Below are 16,149 nucleotides of genomic sequence, written 5' to 3'. Positions count from 1 at the left end.
GCCATGCCATCCGGCAGGGGTGACGGACCGTGGCGGCGGTTACGCTCGGACGGTTATCCACCGTGGACGTTCGACCATGCCCCTGCTTCGCCCCCTCGCCATCGCCCTCGCGGCTTCGCTCGCGCTGGCCGGCTGCCAGCCCGCCACCGACGCCGGCGCCCACGCCGCGACGGCCGAGACCAATGTGCAGATCCCGTACGAGACCTTCACGCTGCCGAACGGGCTGCGCGTGGTGGTACACACCGACCGCAAGGCGCCGATCGTCGCGGTCAACGTCTGGTACCACGTGGGCAGCAAGGACGAGGAGCCGGGTCGCACGGGCTTCGCGCACCTGTTCGAGCACCTGATGTTCCAGGGTTCGGAGAACTGGAAGGGGGAGTTCTTCGAGCCCTTCGAGCAGGTCGGCGCCACCGACCAGAACGGCACCACCAACAACGATCGCACCAACTACTTCCAGAACGTCCCCACCAGCGCGCTCGACCTGGCGCTGTGGATGGAATCGGACCGCATGGGCCATTTCGCCGGTGCCATCTCGCAGGACCTGCTCGACGAGCAGCGCGGCGTGGTGCAGAACGAAAAGCGCCAGGGCGAGAACCAGCCTTATGGCCGCGTGTGGAGCTTCCTCGCCGAGAAGGGCTATCCGGAAGGCCACCCCTACAGCTGGAGCGTGATCGGCTCGATGGCCGACCTCAACGCCGCGTCCATCGAAGACGTGAAGCGCTGGTTCTCGGCCTGGTACGGCCCGAACAACGCGGTGCTGGTGCTGGCCGGCGACATCGACGTCGAGACAGCCAAGGCCAAGGCCGAGCAGTACTTTGGCCACATCCCGGCCGGCCCGTCCATGCCGCAGCCGGCACTCAACATCGCCGCTCGCACCGAGAGCACGCGCTTCGAGATGAGCGACCGCGTGCCGCAGGCGCGCCTGTACCGCACCTGGAACACGCCGCAGTTCGGCACCGCCGAGGCGCAGAAGCTCGGCCTGCTAGCCCAGGTGCTGGCCGGTTCGCGCAGTTCGCGCCTCGACAAGCGCCTCGTGTTCGAGGAGAAGCTGGCCGACAACGTCGGCGCGTTCTCGTGGGGCAGCCAGCTCAGCGGCATGTTCATGCTACAGGTCGACATCAAGCAGGGCGTCGACCCGGCACGCGTCGAGGCCATCGTCAACGAAGAGATGGCGAAGCTGCTGGCCGAAGGCCCGACCGCGGCCGAGATCGACCAGGCCCGCACGGTGTTCAAGGCCGGCTTCATCCGCGGCATCGAGCGCATCGGCGGCTTCGGCGGCAAGGCCGACGTGCTGGCCGAGTGCACCGTGTTCACCGGCGACCCGGGCTGCTACCGGAACGACCTCGATACGCTGGACGCGACCACGCCGGCCAGCGTGCAGGCCGTCGGCAGGACCTGGCTGGCACAAGGCGACATGACGCTCCTCGTGACCCCGGGCGACCGCCCGGCCCTCGTCGTCGACGAGAGCACGGCACGCGAGGGCTATGTCTCGCCGCCGATCCCGGCCGTCGATCCGAAGTACACCACGGTCGCCAGCACGGTCGACCGCAGCGCCGGCCCGCCGATGCCGGCCAGCTTCCCGGGCCTGAGCTTCCCGGCCCTGCAGCGCGCCACGCTGTCGAACGGCATCAAACTGGTCGTCGCCGAGCGCCCCGGCCTGCCGGTCGTGCAGATGAACATGCTGTTCGGCGGCGGTTTCGCGGCCGACCAGGGCCGCAAGCTCGGCACCTCGAGCTTCACCATGGGCATGCTCGACGAGGGCGCGGGCGACTACGACGCGCTGCAGTTCGGCGACCGCGTCGAATCGCTGGGCGCGCAGCTCGGCAGCTCGGCCGCGCTGGACGACAGCAGCGCCTTCCTCTCGGCGCTCACCGAGAACCTCGACGCGTCGGTCGCGCTGTATGCCGACATGGTCCGCCGCCCGCGCTTCGCCGAGGCCGATGTCGAGCGCGTCCGCGCCCAGTGGCTCGCCAGTATCAAGCAGGAGAAGGCCCGCCCGAACGCCCTGGCCAACCGCCTGCTGCCGCCGCTGATGTACGGGGCCGGCCATCCCTATGCCATTCCGTTCTCCGGCTCGGGCACCGAGGCCTCCATCGCCTCGCTCACGGTCGACGACCTGAAGGCCTACCACACCGATTTCGTGCGCCCGGACAACGCCACCCTGATCGTCGTCGGCGACACCACGATCGAGGCGATCACGCCGATCCTCGAGAAGCACTTCGGCGACTGGAGCGCCCCGGCCACGCCGGTGCCGCAGCCGACGATCGCCGAGGTGCCGCTGCCCACCGCGCCGCGCGTCTACCTGGTCGACCAGCCGGGCGCCATCCAGGCCACGATCCTCGCCGGCCAGCTCGCGCCGTCGACGACCGACGACGGCTCGGTGGAGTTCGACATCGCCAACTCGGTGCTGGGCGGCGAGTTCAGCTCGCGCCTCAACATGAACCTGCGCGAGGACAAGAGCTGGGCGTACGGCGCCTACAGCTTCAGCTCCGGCGCCAAGGGCCAGCGCCCGTGGATCGCGTTCGCGCCGGTGCAGATCGACAAGACCGCCGACGCGCTGAAGGAAATGCAGCGCGAGATCGCCGCCTACGCCGACGGCAGCGAGCCGGCCACGCCGGAGGAAGTGGCCAAGATCCAGGCCACCGAGATCCGCAGCCTGCCCGGCTCGTTCGAGACGGCCAACGCCGTCCTCGGCCAGATCGGCGGCATCGTGCGCTACAACCGCCCGGACAACTGGGTGGAGGTGCGCCGCGGCCGCATCGAGGCGCTCGACCCGTCGGCCGTGAATGCCGCCGCCAAGACGCTCGACCCGAAGGCCCTCACCTGGGTGGTGGTCGGCGACCTGTCGAAGATCGAGGCCGAGGTCCGGGCGCTGAACCTCGGCGAGGTGCGCATCATCGACGCCGACGGCAACCCCGCGGGCGAGACCACGGCCGCGCGCTGACCGCGCCCCGGTGGGCGCCCGGCGCGCCCGTCGGGCTCATCGCCGATTTATCGAACGCCCGGCACAATCCGGGCGTTCGCCTTCCTGAACCCCTCGGAGAGCCCCGATGCGTTTCACTCCTGCCCTGCTGCTGGTCGCCACCCTCGCCACCGGCCTGTCGGCCTGCACCTTCGTGCAGATCCAGCCCGGGGGCCAGACTGTCCGCGTCGTCGCCGCCGGCCAGCCCCTCACCTGCGAAAAGCGCGGCGAGATCGGCGTTTCCGTGAAGGACCGCCTCGGCCCGCTGGAGCGCAACGACTTGAGGGTGCGTGACGAGTTGGAAGTGCTGGCCCGCAACGAGGCCCCGGGCCTCGGCGCGGACACCGTGCAGCCGGTCAGCGAACCGATGGACGGCGAACAGCGCTGGGCGGCCTTCCGCTGCGGCGGCACCGTCGGCAACGCCCCGGCCACCACCGGCACCCGGGTGGAAGCCCTGCCGGAGGATGAGGCCGAAGTCACGCCCCTGCGCGACAACTGAAGCGGGTGCCCCCGGGCCCGGCCCGGGGGTCCATACGGCTGCCGGAGCGGGGCGGCCGGGCCTGCGCTAAACTCCGGAGTTCGTTTACTCCGGGTCCCGCCCATGCTGTTCCAGCACGTCTCCATCGCCGGTCTCGCTCACATCGACGCGCCGCACACGCTGTCGTCCGACGAGATCAACCTGCGCCTGAAGCCGACCCTCGACCGGCTCGGCATCAAGACCGACGTGCTGCGCGACGTCGCCGGCATCAACGCCCGCCGGCTCTGGGACGCCGACATGCCGCTCGCCGACGCCGCCACCGACGTGGCGCGCAAGGCGATCGCCGAAGCCGGCATCGACCCGGCGAAGATCGGCATCCTGATCAACACCTCGGTCTCGCGCGACTTCCTCGAGCCCTCGGTGGCCTCGATCGTCTCGGGCCAGCTCGGCCTGCCGGACACCTGCCAGAACTTCGACGTGGCGAACGCCTGCCTGGCCTTCATCAACGGCATGGACATCGCCGGCCGCATGATCGAGCGTGGCGAGATCGACTACGCCCTGATCGTCAACGCCGAAAACGCCAACGTCGTCTACCAGAAGACGATCGAGCGCCTGAACCGCGAAGGCATCACCCACGACGAGTTCCGCAACGAGTTCGCCAGCCTGACGCTGGGCTGCGGTGCCGCCGCCATGGTGCTTGCCCGTCGCGAACTGGTGCCGGACGCCCCGCAGTACCGCGGCGGCGTGACCCGCGCGGCCACGCAGTGGAGCCACCTGTGCCGCGGCAACCTCGACCGCATGGTCACCGACACCAAGATGCTGCTGATCGAAGGCATCAAGCTCGCCCAGCTCACCTTCGGCGCCGCCAAGCAGGCGCTGGGCTGGGCGGTGGAGGAGATGGACGAGTTCGTCATCCACCAGATCTCGCGCGCCCACACCGAAGCCTTCCTGAAGACCTTCGGCATCGACCCGCAGAAGGTCCTCACGATCTTCCACGAGCACGGCAACATCGGCCCGGCCTCGGTGCCGATCGTGCTGTCCAAGCTCAAGGAGATGGGCCGCCTGAAGAAGGGCAAGCGCATCGCCTTGCTCGGCATCGGCTCGGGCCTGAACTGCTCGATGGCGGAAGTGGTCTGGTAAGGCCGGCCGCGACCTGATGCAACGCGAGGGCCGGGCGACCGGCCCTCGTCATTGACGCGGCCCGCGGGAATCGCGCCCGCCGCGCACGACCTGAGGATCCCGATGCCGCTCCCCCTCGACACGCTCCCCGACTACCCCTTCACCCCGCAGCGCTTCGACCGCGGCGCCGGGATCGCGATGAGCTATCTCGATGAAGGCCCGCGCGATGGCGAAGTGGTGCTGATGCTGCACGGCAACCCGTCGTGGAGCTTCTACTGGCGCCACCTCGTGCTGGGCCTGCGCGACCGCTACCGCTGCATCGTGCCCGACCACGTCGGCATGGGGCTGTCGGACAAGCCGGACGACAAGCACTACCGCTACACCCTGCAGTCGCGCATCGAGGACCTTGAGAAGCTGCTCGAGCACCTCGGCATCACCGGCCCGATCACGCTGGCCGTGCACGACTGGGGCGGCATGATCGGCTTCGGCTGGGCGCTGAAGCGCCGCGGGCTGGTGAAGCGGCTGGTCATCACCAACACCGCCGCCTTCCCGCTGCCGAAGGAGAAGCCGCTGCCCTGGCAGCTGCAGCTCGGCCGCAACTACAACATCGGCGCCCTGCTGATCCGCGGCTTCAACGCCTTCGCCGCCGGCACCATCGACCAGTGCGTGTCGACCAAGGTGTCGCCCGCCGTGCGCGCCGCCTACGTGGCGCCCTACGACTCGTGGAAGAACCGCATCAGCACCCTGCGCTTCGTGCAGGACATCCCGCTGTCGCCGCGCGACAAGGCCTGGGCCTTCGTCGACGAGGCCGGCCGCACCCTGCACGAGTACGCCGACCGGCCGGCCTTCATCGCCTGGGGCCTGCAGGACTTCGTGTTCGACCATCACTTCCTGAAGGGCTTCACCAACGCGCTGCCCAAGGCCGAAGTGATGGCCTTCGAGGACGCCCACCACTACGTGCTGGAAGACAAGCACGCGGTGCTGGTGCCGGCGATCCGCCGCTTCCTCGACGCGAACCCGCTCTGACCCCGCGACCATGACGGCGACCGCCAACATCGCCGCCGTGCTGCCGCGCATCGCGGCCGAACGCCCGGAGCAGCCGGCGATGCGCTGCCCCGGCAAGCCCGGTGCGGACGGCATGGCGCGCTACGACGTGGTGCTGACCTACGGCGAGCTCGACCGCCGAAGCGACGCCATCGCCGCCGGCCTGCAGGCCTACGGCATCCGCCGCGGCATGCGCACCGTGGTGATGGTGCGGCCGTCGCCGGAGTTCTTCCTGCTGATGTTCGCCCTGTTCAAGCTCGGCGCGGTGCCGGTGCTGGTCGATCCGGGCATCGATCGCGGCGCGCTGAAGCAGTGCCTCGACGAGGCCGCGCCCGAGGCCTTCATCGGCATCCCGCTGGCGCAATTCGCGCGCCGCGTGTTCGGCTGGGGCCTGAAGACGATCCGTCGCGTCGTCACCGTCGGCACCCGTGCCTGGCCGCTGTGGCGCGGCGAGACGCTGGCCCGCCTCGAGCGCAAGGGCGCGGCGCTGCTGGCCGCCAAGGCGGTGCGCGGCGAGCCCACGACGATGCTGGCCGACACCCACGGCGACGAGGTGGCGGGCATCCTCTTCACCTCGGGCTCGACCGGCGTGCCGAAGGGCGTGGTCTACCGCCACCGCCACTTCATCGCCCAGATCGACCTGCTGCGCGAGGCCTTTGGCATCGCGCCGGGCGGCGTCGACCTGCCGACCTTCCCGCCCTTCGCACTGTTCGACCCGGCGCTGGGCCTGACCTCGATCATCCCGGACATGGACCCGACGCGGCCGGCCAACGCCGACCCGCGCAAGCTGCACGACGCCATCCGGCGCTTCGGCGTGACGCAGCTGTTCGGTTCGCCCGCGCTGATGCGCGTGCTCGCCGAGCATGGCGAGGCCCTGCCGACCTTGCAGCGCGTCACCTCGGCCGGCGCCCCTGTGCCGCCCGACGTCGTGTCGACGATGCGCGACCTGCTGCCGGCCGACGCGCAGTTCTGGACGCCCTACGGCGCCACGGAATGCCTGCCGGTGGCGGTGATCGAGGCCCGCGAGCTCGAGACCACGCGTGAGGCCACCGAAGGCGGCGCCGGCACCTGCGTGGGCCGCCCCGTCGCGGCCAACACCGTGCGCATCATCCGCATCCTCGACGACGCGATCGCATACTGGCGCGACGACTACGTCGTCGGCCCCGGCGTGATCGGCGAGATCACCGTCGCCGGGCCCAGCGCCACCGACGAGTACTTCGCGCGCCCCGAGGCGACGCGGATGGCGAAGATCCGCGAGCGCGTCTCCGCCCGCGAGGAGCGCATCGTCCACCGCATGGGCGACCTCGGTTATTTCGACGCCGAAGGCCGGCTGTGGTTCTGCGGCCGGAAGAGCCACCGCGTGGAGACCGCCGGCGGCCTGATGACGACGGAGCAGATCGAACCGATCTTCAACACGCATCGCCGCGTCGCGCGCACGGCCCTGGTGGGCGTCGGCGCGCGCGGCATGCAGGTCCCGGTGCTCTGCGTCGAACTCAAGGCCGGCGTGCCCGAGAGCGAATGGGTGCACGTGCAGGCCGAGCTGGAACGCCTCGCCATGCGCGACACCAAGACCGCCCGCATCCACCATTTCCTGCGCCATCCGGCGTTCCCCGTCGACATCCGCCACAACGCGAAGATCGGCCGCGAGAAGCTCGCCGAGTGGGCGAAGGCGCAGCTGCGCGGCGTCCTCCACTGAGCCGCGACGCGGCACCCGCGACCCTCGACCCATGAAGATCCTCGTCACCGGCGGCGCCGGATTCCTCGGGCAGGCGATCTGCCGCGGCCTGCAGGCCCAGGGCCACACCGTCCTCAGCACGCAGCGCCGGCGCTCCGCCAACCTCGACGCGATGGGCGTCGAACAACGCCTCGGCGATCTCGCCGACGCCGCCCACGTGATGCGGGCGCTGGAAGGCGTCGACGCGGTGTTCCACAACGCCGCCAAGGCCGGGCACTGGGGCAGCGAGCAGAGCTATGTCGAGGCCAACGTGACCGGCACGATGAACGTGCTGGACGCCTGCCGCGCCCACGGCATCACCCGCCTCGTCTACACCTCGACGCCAAGCGTGGCGCACAACGGCCGCGTGCCCTGCGAGGGCGGCAACGAGATCACCACGCCCTACGCACCGGCCTTCAAGGCGCCCTACCCGCGCACCAAACAGATCGCGGAGAAAGCGGTGCTGGCCGCGAACGGCAGCGCGGTGGCGGGTGGTGGCACGCTGAGCACCGTCGCGCTGCGCCCCCGGCTGATCTGGGGCCCCGGCGACACCAACCTGCTGCCGCGCCTCGTCGAGCGCGCCCGCGCGGGACGCCTGCGCTTCATCGCCGGTGGCCACAACCGGATGGATACCAGCTACGTCGACAACGCCGCCGACGCGCACGTGTTGGCCTTCGCCGCGCTCGGCCCCGGCGCCGCCTGCGCCGGCAAGGCCTACTTCATCTCCAACGGCGAACCGCAGCCGGTGCGCGAGATCGTCAACGGCCTGCTGGTCGCCGCGGGCGAGCCGCGCGTCGAGGCCAGCGTGCCCTTCGCCGTGGCCTACGCCGCCGGCGCGCTCTGCGAAGTGCTGTGGCACGCGCTGCCGCTCAAGGGCGAGCCGCCGATGACGCGCTTCGTCGCCGAGCAGCTGGCCACGCCGCACTGGTACGACCTCTCCGCCGCGAAGAACGACTTCGGCTACGTGCCGCAGGTGACGGTGGCCGAGGGGCTGGAACGCCTCACGCGCTGGTGGCGCGACACGCACTGAGATGCGGCATGCTCCGGCTTTCTTCGGCCGGAGCCCCCCGCATGCGTCGACTCGCCCTGAGTTCGCTGATCCTCGTTGCGCTCGCGCTGCCCGCGTGCACGCCCCCGTCCAGCGACGGTGGAACGCCCGCGGCAGCCCCCACCGACGCCCCGGTCCACCTGCTGGTAGCGGCACGCATCGTCGGCAGCGACACCGCGGACGCCAACGCCATGGCATGGGACGACGCGGGCCGCCTGCTCGCCGTCGGGGGTGCCGAGGACCTCGCCGCCCGATTCCCGAGCGCGACGCGCCATGACGCCGGCGACGGCGTGGTGGTGCCGGGCCTGATCGACGCGCACGGCCACCTGATGAACCTCGGCTTCGCCCTGCTGCGCGCCGACCTCGTCGGCGCGGCGAGCAAGGCGGAGATCATCGAACGTCTGCAGGCGTATGCCGCGACGCTGCCCGCCGACGCGTGGATCATCGGCCGCGGATGGGACCAGAACGACTGGCCTGAAAACGACTTCCCGACCGCCGCCGACCTCGACGCCGCCTTCCCCGACCGCCCGGTGTGGCTGGAGCGCGTCGACGGCCACGCCGGCTGGGGCAACACCGCCGCGATGCGGGCGGCAGAGGCGAAGCACGGACGATCCTTCGACGGCGACTGGCAGGTCGATGGCGGGCGGATCCTGCGCGACGGCGGCAAGGCCACGGGCGTGTTCATCGATGCCGCGGCGACCTTCATCGACGCCGCGGTGCCCGCGCCGTCCGAAGCGCTGCGCGAGGAGGCGTTCGAGCGCGCGCTGGCGGCGGCGGCCGCGAACGGCCTCACCGGCGTGCACGACATGGGCGTCTCGCGCGACGACCTCGCCCTGTACCAGCGCTTCGCCGATGCCGGCCGCCTGACGCTGCGCGTCGAGGCCTATGCCGATGGCGACCGCGACGCCCTGGCGGACCGCTGCGCGCAGGGCCCCTACGTGCACGACGGCGGACGCCTCGCCATGCGCGGGGTGAAGGTCTACATGGACGGCGCCCTGGGCAGCCGCGGCGCCGCGCTGATCGCCGACTACAGCGACGAGCCCGGCCATCGCGGCCTGCTGCTGATGCGCAAGGAGGCGCTGGAAACGCTGCTGGGCAAGATCAAGGGCTGCGGCCTGCAGGCAGCCACGCATGCCATCGGCGATCTCGCCAACCGTCTGGTGCTCGATGGCTACGCCAAGGTGTTGGGCCCGGACGCCGCGAGCATCGACCATCGCTGGCGCATCGAGCACGCGCAGGTGGTGTCGCCGAAGGACCTGCCACGCTTCGCCGAGCTCGGCGTGATCGCCTCGATGCAGCCCACGCACGCGACGTCGGACATGCCATGGGCCGAAGCACGGATCGGCGCCGAGCGTGTCCGCGGCGCCTACGCCTGGAAGACGCTGCGCGACAGTGGCGCCCGGCTCGCGCTCGGCTCGGACTTTCCCGTGGAATCCGTCGATCCGCGGCTCGGTCTGTATGCGGCGGTGACGCGCCAGGACCTCGAAGGCCTGCCGCAGGGCGGCTGGCAGCCGCAGGAGCGCCTCACCATGGTCGAGGCCCTCGCCGGTTTCACCGCCGACGCGGCCTTCGCGCATCGCCGCGAGGCCGAGGTCGGCCGCTTGGCCGAGGGCTATCGGGCGGACTTCGTGGTGCTGGACGCCGATCCGGCGGCGACCGAGGCGTCGACCTTGCCGAAGCTCGTGGTGCACTCGACTTGGGTGGACGGCCAGCCGGTGTACCAGCGCGCCGAGGCCGATGCGGCGGCACGCTGAGGAGTCGCGCGACGCGGCTCAGCGCCCGTCGCGCCGCCAGGGACGGATCAGGCCCGGTCGCGCCGCCGCGTCGTGGCGCGACGGCGGCACCGATGGGCCTTGGCCCGTCGACGCCGGTCGCGCGCTGTGCGTCGCGGCTCGCGGTGCCCCGCTGCGACGCAGGCGCGCCGGCAAGGCCGGCGCCTGCACTTCGCGCCACTGCCCGGCCGGCAACCCGTCAAGCGTGTAAGGGCCGATCGCTTCGCGCACCAGCCGCAGGGTCGGCAAGCCCACCGCGGCGGTCATGCGTCGCACCTGGCGGTTGCGGCCCTCGCGGATCACCAGCCGCAGCCACGCGTCGGGCACGGTTTGGCGAACCCGCACCGGCGGGTCTCGCGGCGGCAACCACGCCGGCGCCTCGATCACCGTCACCTCGGCCGGCTTCGTCGGGCCGTCGTTGAGGACGAGCCCATCGCGCAGGCGTTGCAACGCGGGGCCGGCGGGCGTGCCCTCGACCTGCACGAGGTAGGTCTTGGGCCAGTCGAACTTCGGCGAGCCGATCGCCGCGACGAGAGGGCCATCGTCGGTGAGCAACAGCAGGCCCTCGCTGTCGAAGTCCAGCCGACCCGCCGCGTAGACGCCCTTGGGCAAGCCGTACCCGGCCAGCGTCGGCCGCGGCAGCGCGCTGCGGTCGGTGAACTGGCACAGCACGTTCATCGGTTTGTGGAAGGCCAGGAGCATGCCGCCAGTGTATCGACGCGCCCTACACTCTGGCGTTGCCCTCGTGGAGCCCCCGATGCATCCCCTTCGCCGCCTCTACGGCTACGCCCGCGCGTACCGACGCAATGCCGTGCTCGGCGCCGTCTACTCGGTGCTGAACAAGATCTTCGACGTGCTGCCCGAGCTGCTGATCGGCGTGGCCATCGACGTGGTGGTGAATCGCGAGGACAGCTTCATCGCGCGCTTCGGCATCGTCGACCCGATGGACCAGCTGGTGGCGCTCACGGCCATCACCATCGCGATCTGGGTGCTCGAATCCGTGTTCGAATACCTGCTCGCGCTGAAGTGGCGCGGCCTCGCGCAGGACCTCCAGCACGAGCTGCGCCTCGACGCCTACGCGCATCTGCAGAAGCAGCCGCCGGCAGCGATCTCGGAGGCGCGCAGCGGCCGCCTGATGGCGGTGCTCAATGAAGACGTCAACCAGGTCGAGCGGTTCCTCAACACCGGTGCCAACGAGCTGATCCAAGTGGTCGTCGGCTCCCTGATGGTCGGCGTCTTCTTCTTCGCCATGACGGCCAGCCTCGCCGCGCTGGCCCTGTTGCCGGTTCCGCTGATCCTCGTTGGTGCGTTCTGGTTCCAGAGGCGCCTGCAGCCGCGCTACGCCGCGGCACGCGAAGCGGCGGCCACGGTGTCGGCGCGGCTGGACAACAACCTCGCCGGCATGGCGACCATCCAGGCCTATACCGCCGAGGATGCCGAGCTCGCCCACGTGCGGTCGGCGTCGGACGCTTACCGGCAGGCGAACGCGGAGGCCATCCGCTTCGCCGCGGCGATCACGCCGGTCATCCGCATGGCGGTGCTCGCGGGCTTCGCGGTCACCCTGCTCTACGGCGGTTGGCTGGTGCTTCAAGGCGAACTCGGCGCCGGCAGCTATGCGGCGCTGGTCTACCTCACGCAGCGCCTGCTGTGGCCGCTGACGAGGCTGGCCGAGATGACCGACCTCTACAACCGCTCGATGGCGTCGGTGCAGCGGGTGATGGACCTGCTCGACAGCCGCGTGCCTTCCCCGCCCGCAGGCCGGATCGAGGCGCGCCCCGTGGGCGCGCTGGCCTTCGAGCACGTCCGCCATGCCTATCGGGGGCAAGTCGCGATCGACGACGTGAGCTTCCGTGTCGGGCCCGGCCAGACGGTGGCGCTGGTTGGTGCCACCGGCGCCGGCAAGAGCACGCTGCTGAAGCGCCTGCTCGGGTTCCTCGAACCCCAGGGCGGTCGGATCACGCTCGACGGCCGCGATCTCGCCGACGTCGATCCGCGCTCGTTGCGCCGGCAACTGGCCTATGTCGCCCAGGAGCCCTTCCTGACCGATGGCAGCGTCGCCGAGAACATCGCCTACGGGGAGGCCACCCCCGACGCCCACCGCGTCGAGGCCGCCGCGCGGGCCGCGGCGGCGCACGATTTCATCGCCGCCTTGCCCGGGGGCTATTCGGCGCAGGTCGGCGAACGCGGCGCGCGGCTCTCGGGCGGCCAGCGCCAGCGCATCGCGCTGGCAAGGGCGCTCTATCGCGACCCCGCCGTGCTGGTGCTCGACGAAGCGACGTCGGCGATCGACAACGAAACGGAGGCCGCGATCCAGCATTCGCTGGCCACGCACGCGAAGGGGCGCACCACGCTGGTGGTCGCGCATCGCCTGAGCACCGTGCGCCACGCGGACGCCATCCACGTGCTGGAGCGGGGCCGCATCATCGAGTCCGGCACCCACGAGGCCCTGCTGGCGCGGGACGGCGCGTACGCGTCGCTCTGGCGCCTGCAGACGGGAGAAGGCTGAGCCCAAAAGAAGAACACCCCGGTCGGAGCCGGGGTGTTCATCGGGTGCCGCGCCCCGCGATTTACTCGGAGAACGCCATGACTTTCAGCGTGAACTTGCCCATCGACTCGTCGCCGCTGCCCAGCGACCCGACGCGGATCGTGTAGCTGCCATCCTGCGCGGTCTCGACCACGGCCAGCGGGTTGAGGTTGCCGTCGGCGCGGTCATCGTTCTCGATCGCTTTCGTGCGGTCGGGGTTGAAGACCGTCACGACGCCATCGAAATCCTCCGACGTGACGGAGACGATGAGGAACTGCCCGCTGCGGGCCTCCACCTTGTAGTCGCGGCTGACGCCACCGTCGTCGCGCGGCGAATCGTTGGCGGTGAGCTCGCCTTGGACGGTCTGGCCGACACGAATGGTTTCCGGGGCGGCGACGGCGAGGCCGGCGAAGGTGAGCGTGGCGAGGGCAAGGGCGATTCGGCGCATCGGGGGTCTCCTGGGGGCTCGCCGCCCCGGGCGGGGCGGCGTGAAGAGGAGTCTAGGCGCCTTCACCCGCCTTACACCACCGCCCATGGGGCGGAACGCGGGCGATGCGGGGCAGGTTCAGGAAACCGGTCAGGCCTCCGGCTTGCGGAAGCGCAGGGTCATGCGGTCGGACTCGCCGATCGCTTCGTACTTCGCCTTGTCTTCGCCTTCGGGGACATTGAGGTTCGGCGGCAGGGTCCACACGCCGTTCGGGTGGTCCTTCGTGTCCTTCGGGTTGGCATTGATCTCGCTACGCTCCTCCAGCACGAAGCCCGCGCCCTCCGCCAGCGCGATCACCTGCGCCTCGCTGACGTAGCCATTGATCTGCTCGCGCGGCACGTCGGCATCGGCGCGGTGCTGCTCGAGGCCCAGCACGCCACCCGGCTTCAGCACGTCGAAGAACGCCTTCATCTGCGCCTCGGCCTGGCCGTTGCGCATCCAGCCGTGCAGGTTGCGGAAGGTCAGGACGGCGTCCACCGAACCCGGCTCGCCGTAGACCGGTGCCGCCGGGTCGACCTCGCGCAGCACGACCGCGTCGAACTGCGTGGGCGCCGCGGCGAGGCGCTCGCGCAGCTTGGCGTTGTCGCCGGTGAAGTACTCGCGGGCACGATCCGAGGTGGTCTTCGCCGGATCGGTGATGGCGGCGACATACGTGCCGCCGCCCTGCTTGATCCACGGGGCCAGGATCTCGGTCCACCACGCGCCGCTGCCGGGGCTGACCTCCAATACCGTCATGCCGGGCTGCAGGCCGAAGAAGGCGAGGGTCGGGCCGGGATGGCGGAAGCCATCGCGCGCCACGTTGGCCGGGGTGCGCCATTCACCGGCGATCGCGGCGTCGAGACCGGCCTTGGCCTGCTCGTGGGCGTCGTGCGCCGCCGCGTCTGCCGGCGTCGCGCCGCCGTGGTTGTGCGCGAACGCGGCTGGAGCGATGGCGGCGAGCAGGGCGATGCAGAGCAGGGAGCGGCGCATGGCGGGACCTCATGGTGGGGAAGGAAGGAGGCGTGAAGGTTGCGCAGGCCCGCGTTACGGGCGTGGCAAGGCGAGCGGTCGTGGCGCGACCGCGACCCATCGCCCGTCGACGCGGCCATCGCAGGCCGCGCCGCAAGAATGGAGCCTCGCCACCACGCCGCCGACGAGCGGCCAGCAGGCCTGCGGATCCCCACCATGGCGTTGCCCGAACACCCCGCCCCGCCGTTCCGTCCCCATGGGCGCATCGAGTGCCGGCGCTCGGGCCGCGTCATCCGTACGCAAGCCCAAGGCCCGTTCAACGCGGAGTCGGTGCGCGGTTACGGCCAGATGCTGGCGTCACTGACCGCGGAGCTCCCCGACGGTTGCCCGTTCGTGGTGATCGCGACGATGAGTGGCAGCATCCTGGCCACCCCCGACGCCTGGGAAGCACTGGAGGCGGGCGTGCGGCGCCGCCAAGGCGGCGCGCACCGGCAACTGGGGTCAGCGTGGGTCGTGGCGGGCGATGTCGAAGGTCGCAGCCTGTTCGTGCCGCGGGCGCGGAGCCTCTACGAGTCGATGGGGATCCGCTTCGGTGCCTTCGACCAGGCCGCGGCGGCGGAAACCTGGGCCGACACGCTGCTCGAGGACCCGGCGTCGCGATGAGGTCGGAACGACGACGGGGCGCCCAAGCGCCCCGTCGTCATGCGGCGTCAACCGCCCGGATCAGAGGTGCTTGATGATCTCGTCGGCGAACTCGCTGCACTTCACTTCCGTCGCACCCTCCATCAGGCGGGCGAAATCGTAGGTGACGCGCTTGCTGCCGATCGCGCCGTCCATCGCCTTGATGACGGCGTCGGCGGCCTCGGTCCAGCCCATGTAGCGCAGCATCATCTCGCCGGAGAGGATGACCGAGCCCGGGTTCACCTTGTCCTGGCCGGCGTACTTCGGCGCGGTGCCGTGCGTCGCCTCGAACACCGCGTGGCCGGTCACGTAGTTGATGTTGGCACCCGGCGCGATGCCGATGCCACCGACCTGCGCGGCCAGCGCGTCGGAGAGGTAGTCGCCGTTGAGGTTCAGCGTGGCGACGACGTCGTAGTCCTTCGGACGCAGCAGGATCTGCTGCAGGAAGGCGTCGGCGATGGCGTCCTTGATGACGATGCCCGCACCCGGCTTGCCTTCCGGGATGACGTGCCACGGGCCGCCGTCCAGCGGCACGGCGCCGAAGAACTCGCGGGCGACGTGGTAGCCGAAGTCGCGGAAGGCACCTTCCGAGAACTTCATGATATTGCCCTTGTGGACGAGCGTGACCGACTTGCGATCGTTCTGGATCGCGTAGGCGATGGCGCTGTGCACGAGGCGCTCGGTGCCGAGGTAGCTCACCGGCTTGATGCCGACGCCGACCTGCACCGGCAGCGAGCGCGCCGGCGAACCGATGGCCTCGAGCTGCTTCGTCCACGCGTCGTTCTTCGCCTGCGTGCCGAAACGGATCTTGTCGAACGGCTTCGGGAATTCCTTCTGCAGGAAGTCGAGCACCTTCTGCGCGTCCGCCGAGCCCGGCTCGAACTCGATGCCGGCGTAGATGTCCTCCGTGTTCTCGCGGAAGATCGTCATGTCGGTGTCCTGCGGGCGCTTCACCGGCGAGGGCACGCCGTTGAACCAGCGCACCGGGCGCAGGCAGACGTAGAGGTCGAGCATCTGGCGCAGCGCCACGTTCAGCGAGCGGATGCCGCCGCCGACCGGCGTGGTGAGCGGGCCCTTGATGCTGACGAGGTAGTCGCGGCAGGCATCGACGGTGGCGTCGGGCAGCCAGTTCTGCGTCAGGTTGAAGGCCTTCTCGCCGGCGAGCACTTCCATCCAGTGGATCTTCTTCGCGCCGCCGTAGGCCTTGGCCACGGCCGCGTCGAGCACGCGCACCGAGGCGCGCCAGATGTCCGGGCCGATGCCGTCGCCTTCGATGAAGGGGATGATCGGGTTCGACGGGACGTGCAGCTTCCCGCCTTGGATGGTGATCTTCTCGCCGCCGGCGGGCGGCGTGGGCGTGTGCGACATGGGG

General features: G+C 70.7%; 11 protein-coding genes and 2 pseudogenes. 9 read left to right on the top strand and 4 right to left on the bottom strand.

From position 1 onward, the window contains the following. Positions 1–76: 76 nt before the first annotated feature. The 7 genes and pseudogenes from ACYVAK_RS11550 to ACYVAK_RS11520 all read left to right on the top strand — a co-directional run bounded on the left by ACYVAK_RS11550 (position 77) and on the right by ACYVAK_RS11520 (position 10,119). Positions 77–2,944, top strand: a complete 2,868-nt coding sequence (locus tag ACYVAK_RS11550) for a M16 family metallopeptidase (protein WP_461061097.1) — start codon at positions 77–79, stop codon at positions 2,942–2,944. A gap of 106 nt (positions 2,945–3,050) precedes the next feature. Further along, positions 3,051–3,371, top strand: a pseudogene (locus ACYVAK_RS11545) (DUF4156 domain-containing protein); the annotation flags it as partial. A 192-nt stretch (positions 3,372–3,563) separates the two neighbouring features. Further along, complete coding sequence (locus ACYVAK_RS11540) at positions 3,564–4,580, top strand: 3-oxoacyl-ACP synthase III (protein WP_461061095.1); 1,017 nt, start codon at positions 3,564–3,566, stop codon at positions 4,578–4,580. A gap of 102 nt (positions 4,581–4,682) precedes the next feature. Next, on the top strand, positions 4,683–5,585 hold the full coding sequence (locus ACYVAK_RS11535) for an alpha/beta fold hydrolase (RefSeq protein WP_461061093.1): 903 nt from the start codon (positions 4,683–4,685) through the stop codon (positions 5,583–5,585). A gap of 10 nt (positions 5,586–5,595) precedes the next feature. Continuing rightward, entirely contained in the window at positions 5,596–7,299 is a 1,704-nt protein-coding gene (gene oleC / locus ACYVAK_RS11530) for an olefin beta-lactone synthetase (protein ID WP_461061091.1), read from the top strand. A 31-nt stretch (positions 7,300–7,330) separates the two neighbouring features. Then, the gene (locus ACYVAK_RS11525) at positions 7,331–8,347 is read left to right on the top strand and encodes an NAD-dependent epimerase/dehydratase family protein (protein ID WP_461061089.1); all 1,017 of its coding nucleotides are present in this window, start codon (positions 7,331–7,333) and stop codon (positions 8,345–8,347) included. A gap of 41 nt (positions 8,348–8,388) precedes the next feature. After that, positions 8,389–10,119 carry an amidohydrolase gene (locus ACYVAK_RS11520; RefSeq protein ID WP_461061087.1) on the top strand — a complete coding sequence of 577 codons (1,731 nt, stop codon included), beginning with the start codon at positions 8,389–8,391 and terminating at the stop codon, positions 10,117–10,119. A 186-nt stretch (positions 10,120–10,305) separates the two neighbouring features. Here the strand turns inward: ACYVAK_RS11520 and ACYVAK_RS11515 are convergent. Beyond that, a pseudogene (locus ACYVAK_RS11515) lies at positions 10,306–10,839 on the bottom strand (pseudouridine synthase); the annotation flags it as partial. A 55-nt stretch (positions 10,840–10,894) separates the two neighbouring features. Here ACYVAK_RS11515 and ACYVAK_RS11510 point away from each other — a divergent pair. Then, positions 10,895–12,643, top strand: coding sequence for an ABC transporter ATP-binding protein (locus tag ACYVAK_RS11510; RefSeq protein WP_461061085.1), 1,749 nt, complete (start codon positions 10,895–10,897; stop codon positions 12,641–12,643). 61 nt (positions 12,644–12,704) lie between these two features. Here the strand turns inward: ACYVAK_RS11510 and ACYVAK_RS11505 are convergent, their stop codons facing one another. Beyond that, complete coding sequence (locus tag ACYVAK_RS11505) at positions 12,705–13,109, bottom strand: PPC domain-containing protein (RefSeq protein ID WP_461061083.1); 405 nt, start codon at positions 13,107–13,109, stop codon at positions 12,705–12,707. Positions 13,110–13,238: 129 nt separating this feature from the next. Beyond that, positions 13,239–14,117, bottom strand: coding sequence for a class I SAM-dependent methyltransferase (locus ACYVAK_RS11500; protein ID WP_461061081.1), 879 nt, complete (start codon positions 14,115–14,117; stop codon positions 13,239–13,241). Between the two features lie 195 nt (positions 14,118–14,312). On the opposite strand from ACYVAK_RS11500, the gene ACYVAK_RS11495 reads away from it, so the two are divergent. Then, entirely contained in the window at positions 14,313–14,759 is a 447-nt protein-coding gene (locus ACYVAK_RS11495; protein ID WP_461061079.1) for a hypothetical protein, read from the top strand. A gap of 60 nt (positions 14,760–14,819) precedes the next feature. On the opposite strand, the gene icd is transcribed toward ACYVAK_RS11495, so the two are convergent. After that, positions 14,820–16,145 carry an isocitrate dehydrogenase (NADP(+)) gene (icd, locus tag ACYVAK_RS11490; RefSeq protein ID WP_461061077.1) on the bottom strand — a complete coding sequence of 442 codons (1,326 nt, stop codon included), beginning with the start codon at positions 16,143–16,145 and terminating at the stop codon, positions 14,820–14,822. Positions 16,146–16,149 lie beyond the last annotated feature (4 nt).

Source organism: Silanimonas algicola (assembly GCF_054777375.1).
The sequence above is the reverse complement of the archived record's forward strand: the minus strand, read 5'-3'. Positions and strand labels throughout refer to the sequence as shown.

Excerpts from the sequence above, each read along its gene's own strand:
- ACYVAK_RS11495 (WP_461061079.1), top strand. The coding sequence starts at position 14,313 with ATGGCGTTGCCCGAACACCCCGCCCCGCCGTTCCGTCCCCATGGGCGC.
- ACYVAK_RS11505 (WP_461061083.1), bottom strand. The coding sequence starts at position 13,109 with ATGCGCCGAATCGCCCTTGCCCTCGCCACGCTCACCTTCGCCGGCCTC.
- ACYVAK_RS11510 (WP_461061085.1), top strand. The coding sequence starts at position 10,895 with ATGCATCCCCTTCGCCGCCTCTACGGCTACGCCCGCGCGTACCGACGC.
- oleC (WP_461061091.1), top strand. The coding sequence starts at position 5,596 with ATGACGGCGACCGCCAACATCGCCGCCGTGCTGCCGCGCATCGCGGCC.
- ACYVAK_RS11550 (WP_461061097.1), top strand. The coding sequence starts at position 77 with ATGCCCCTGCTTCGCCCCCTCGCCATCGCCCTCGCGGCTTCGCTCGCG.
- ACYVAK_RS11540 (WP_461061095.1), top strand. The coding sequence starts at position 3,564 with ATGCTGTTCCAGCACGTCTCCATCGCCGGTCTCGCTCACATCGACGCG.
- ACYVAK_RS11535 (WP_461061093.1), top strand. The coding sequence starts at position 4,683 with ATGCCGCTCCCCCTCGACACGCTCCCCGACTACCCCTTCACCCCGCAG.
- ACYVAK_RS11525 (WP_461061089.1), top strand. The coding sequence starts at position 7,331 with ATGAAGATCCTCGTCACCGGCGGCGCCGGATTCCTCGGGCAGGCGATC.
- ACYVAK_RS11500 (WP_461061081.1), bottom strand. The coding sequence starts at position 14,117 with ATGCGCCGCTCCCTGCTCTGCATCGCCCTGCTCGCCGCCATCGCTCCA.
- ACYVAK_RS11520 (WP_461061087.1), top strand. The coding sequence starts at position 8,389 with ATGCGTCGACTCGCCCTGAGTTCGCTGATCCTCGTTGCGCTCGCGCTG.
- icd (WP_461061077.1), bottom strand. The coding sequence starts at position 16,145 with ATGTCGCACACGCCCACGCCGCCCGCCGGCGGCGAGAAGATCACCATC.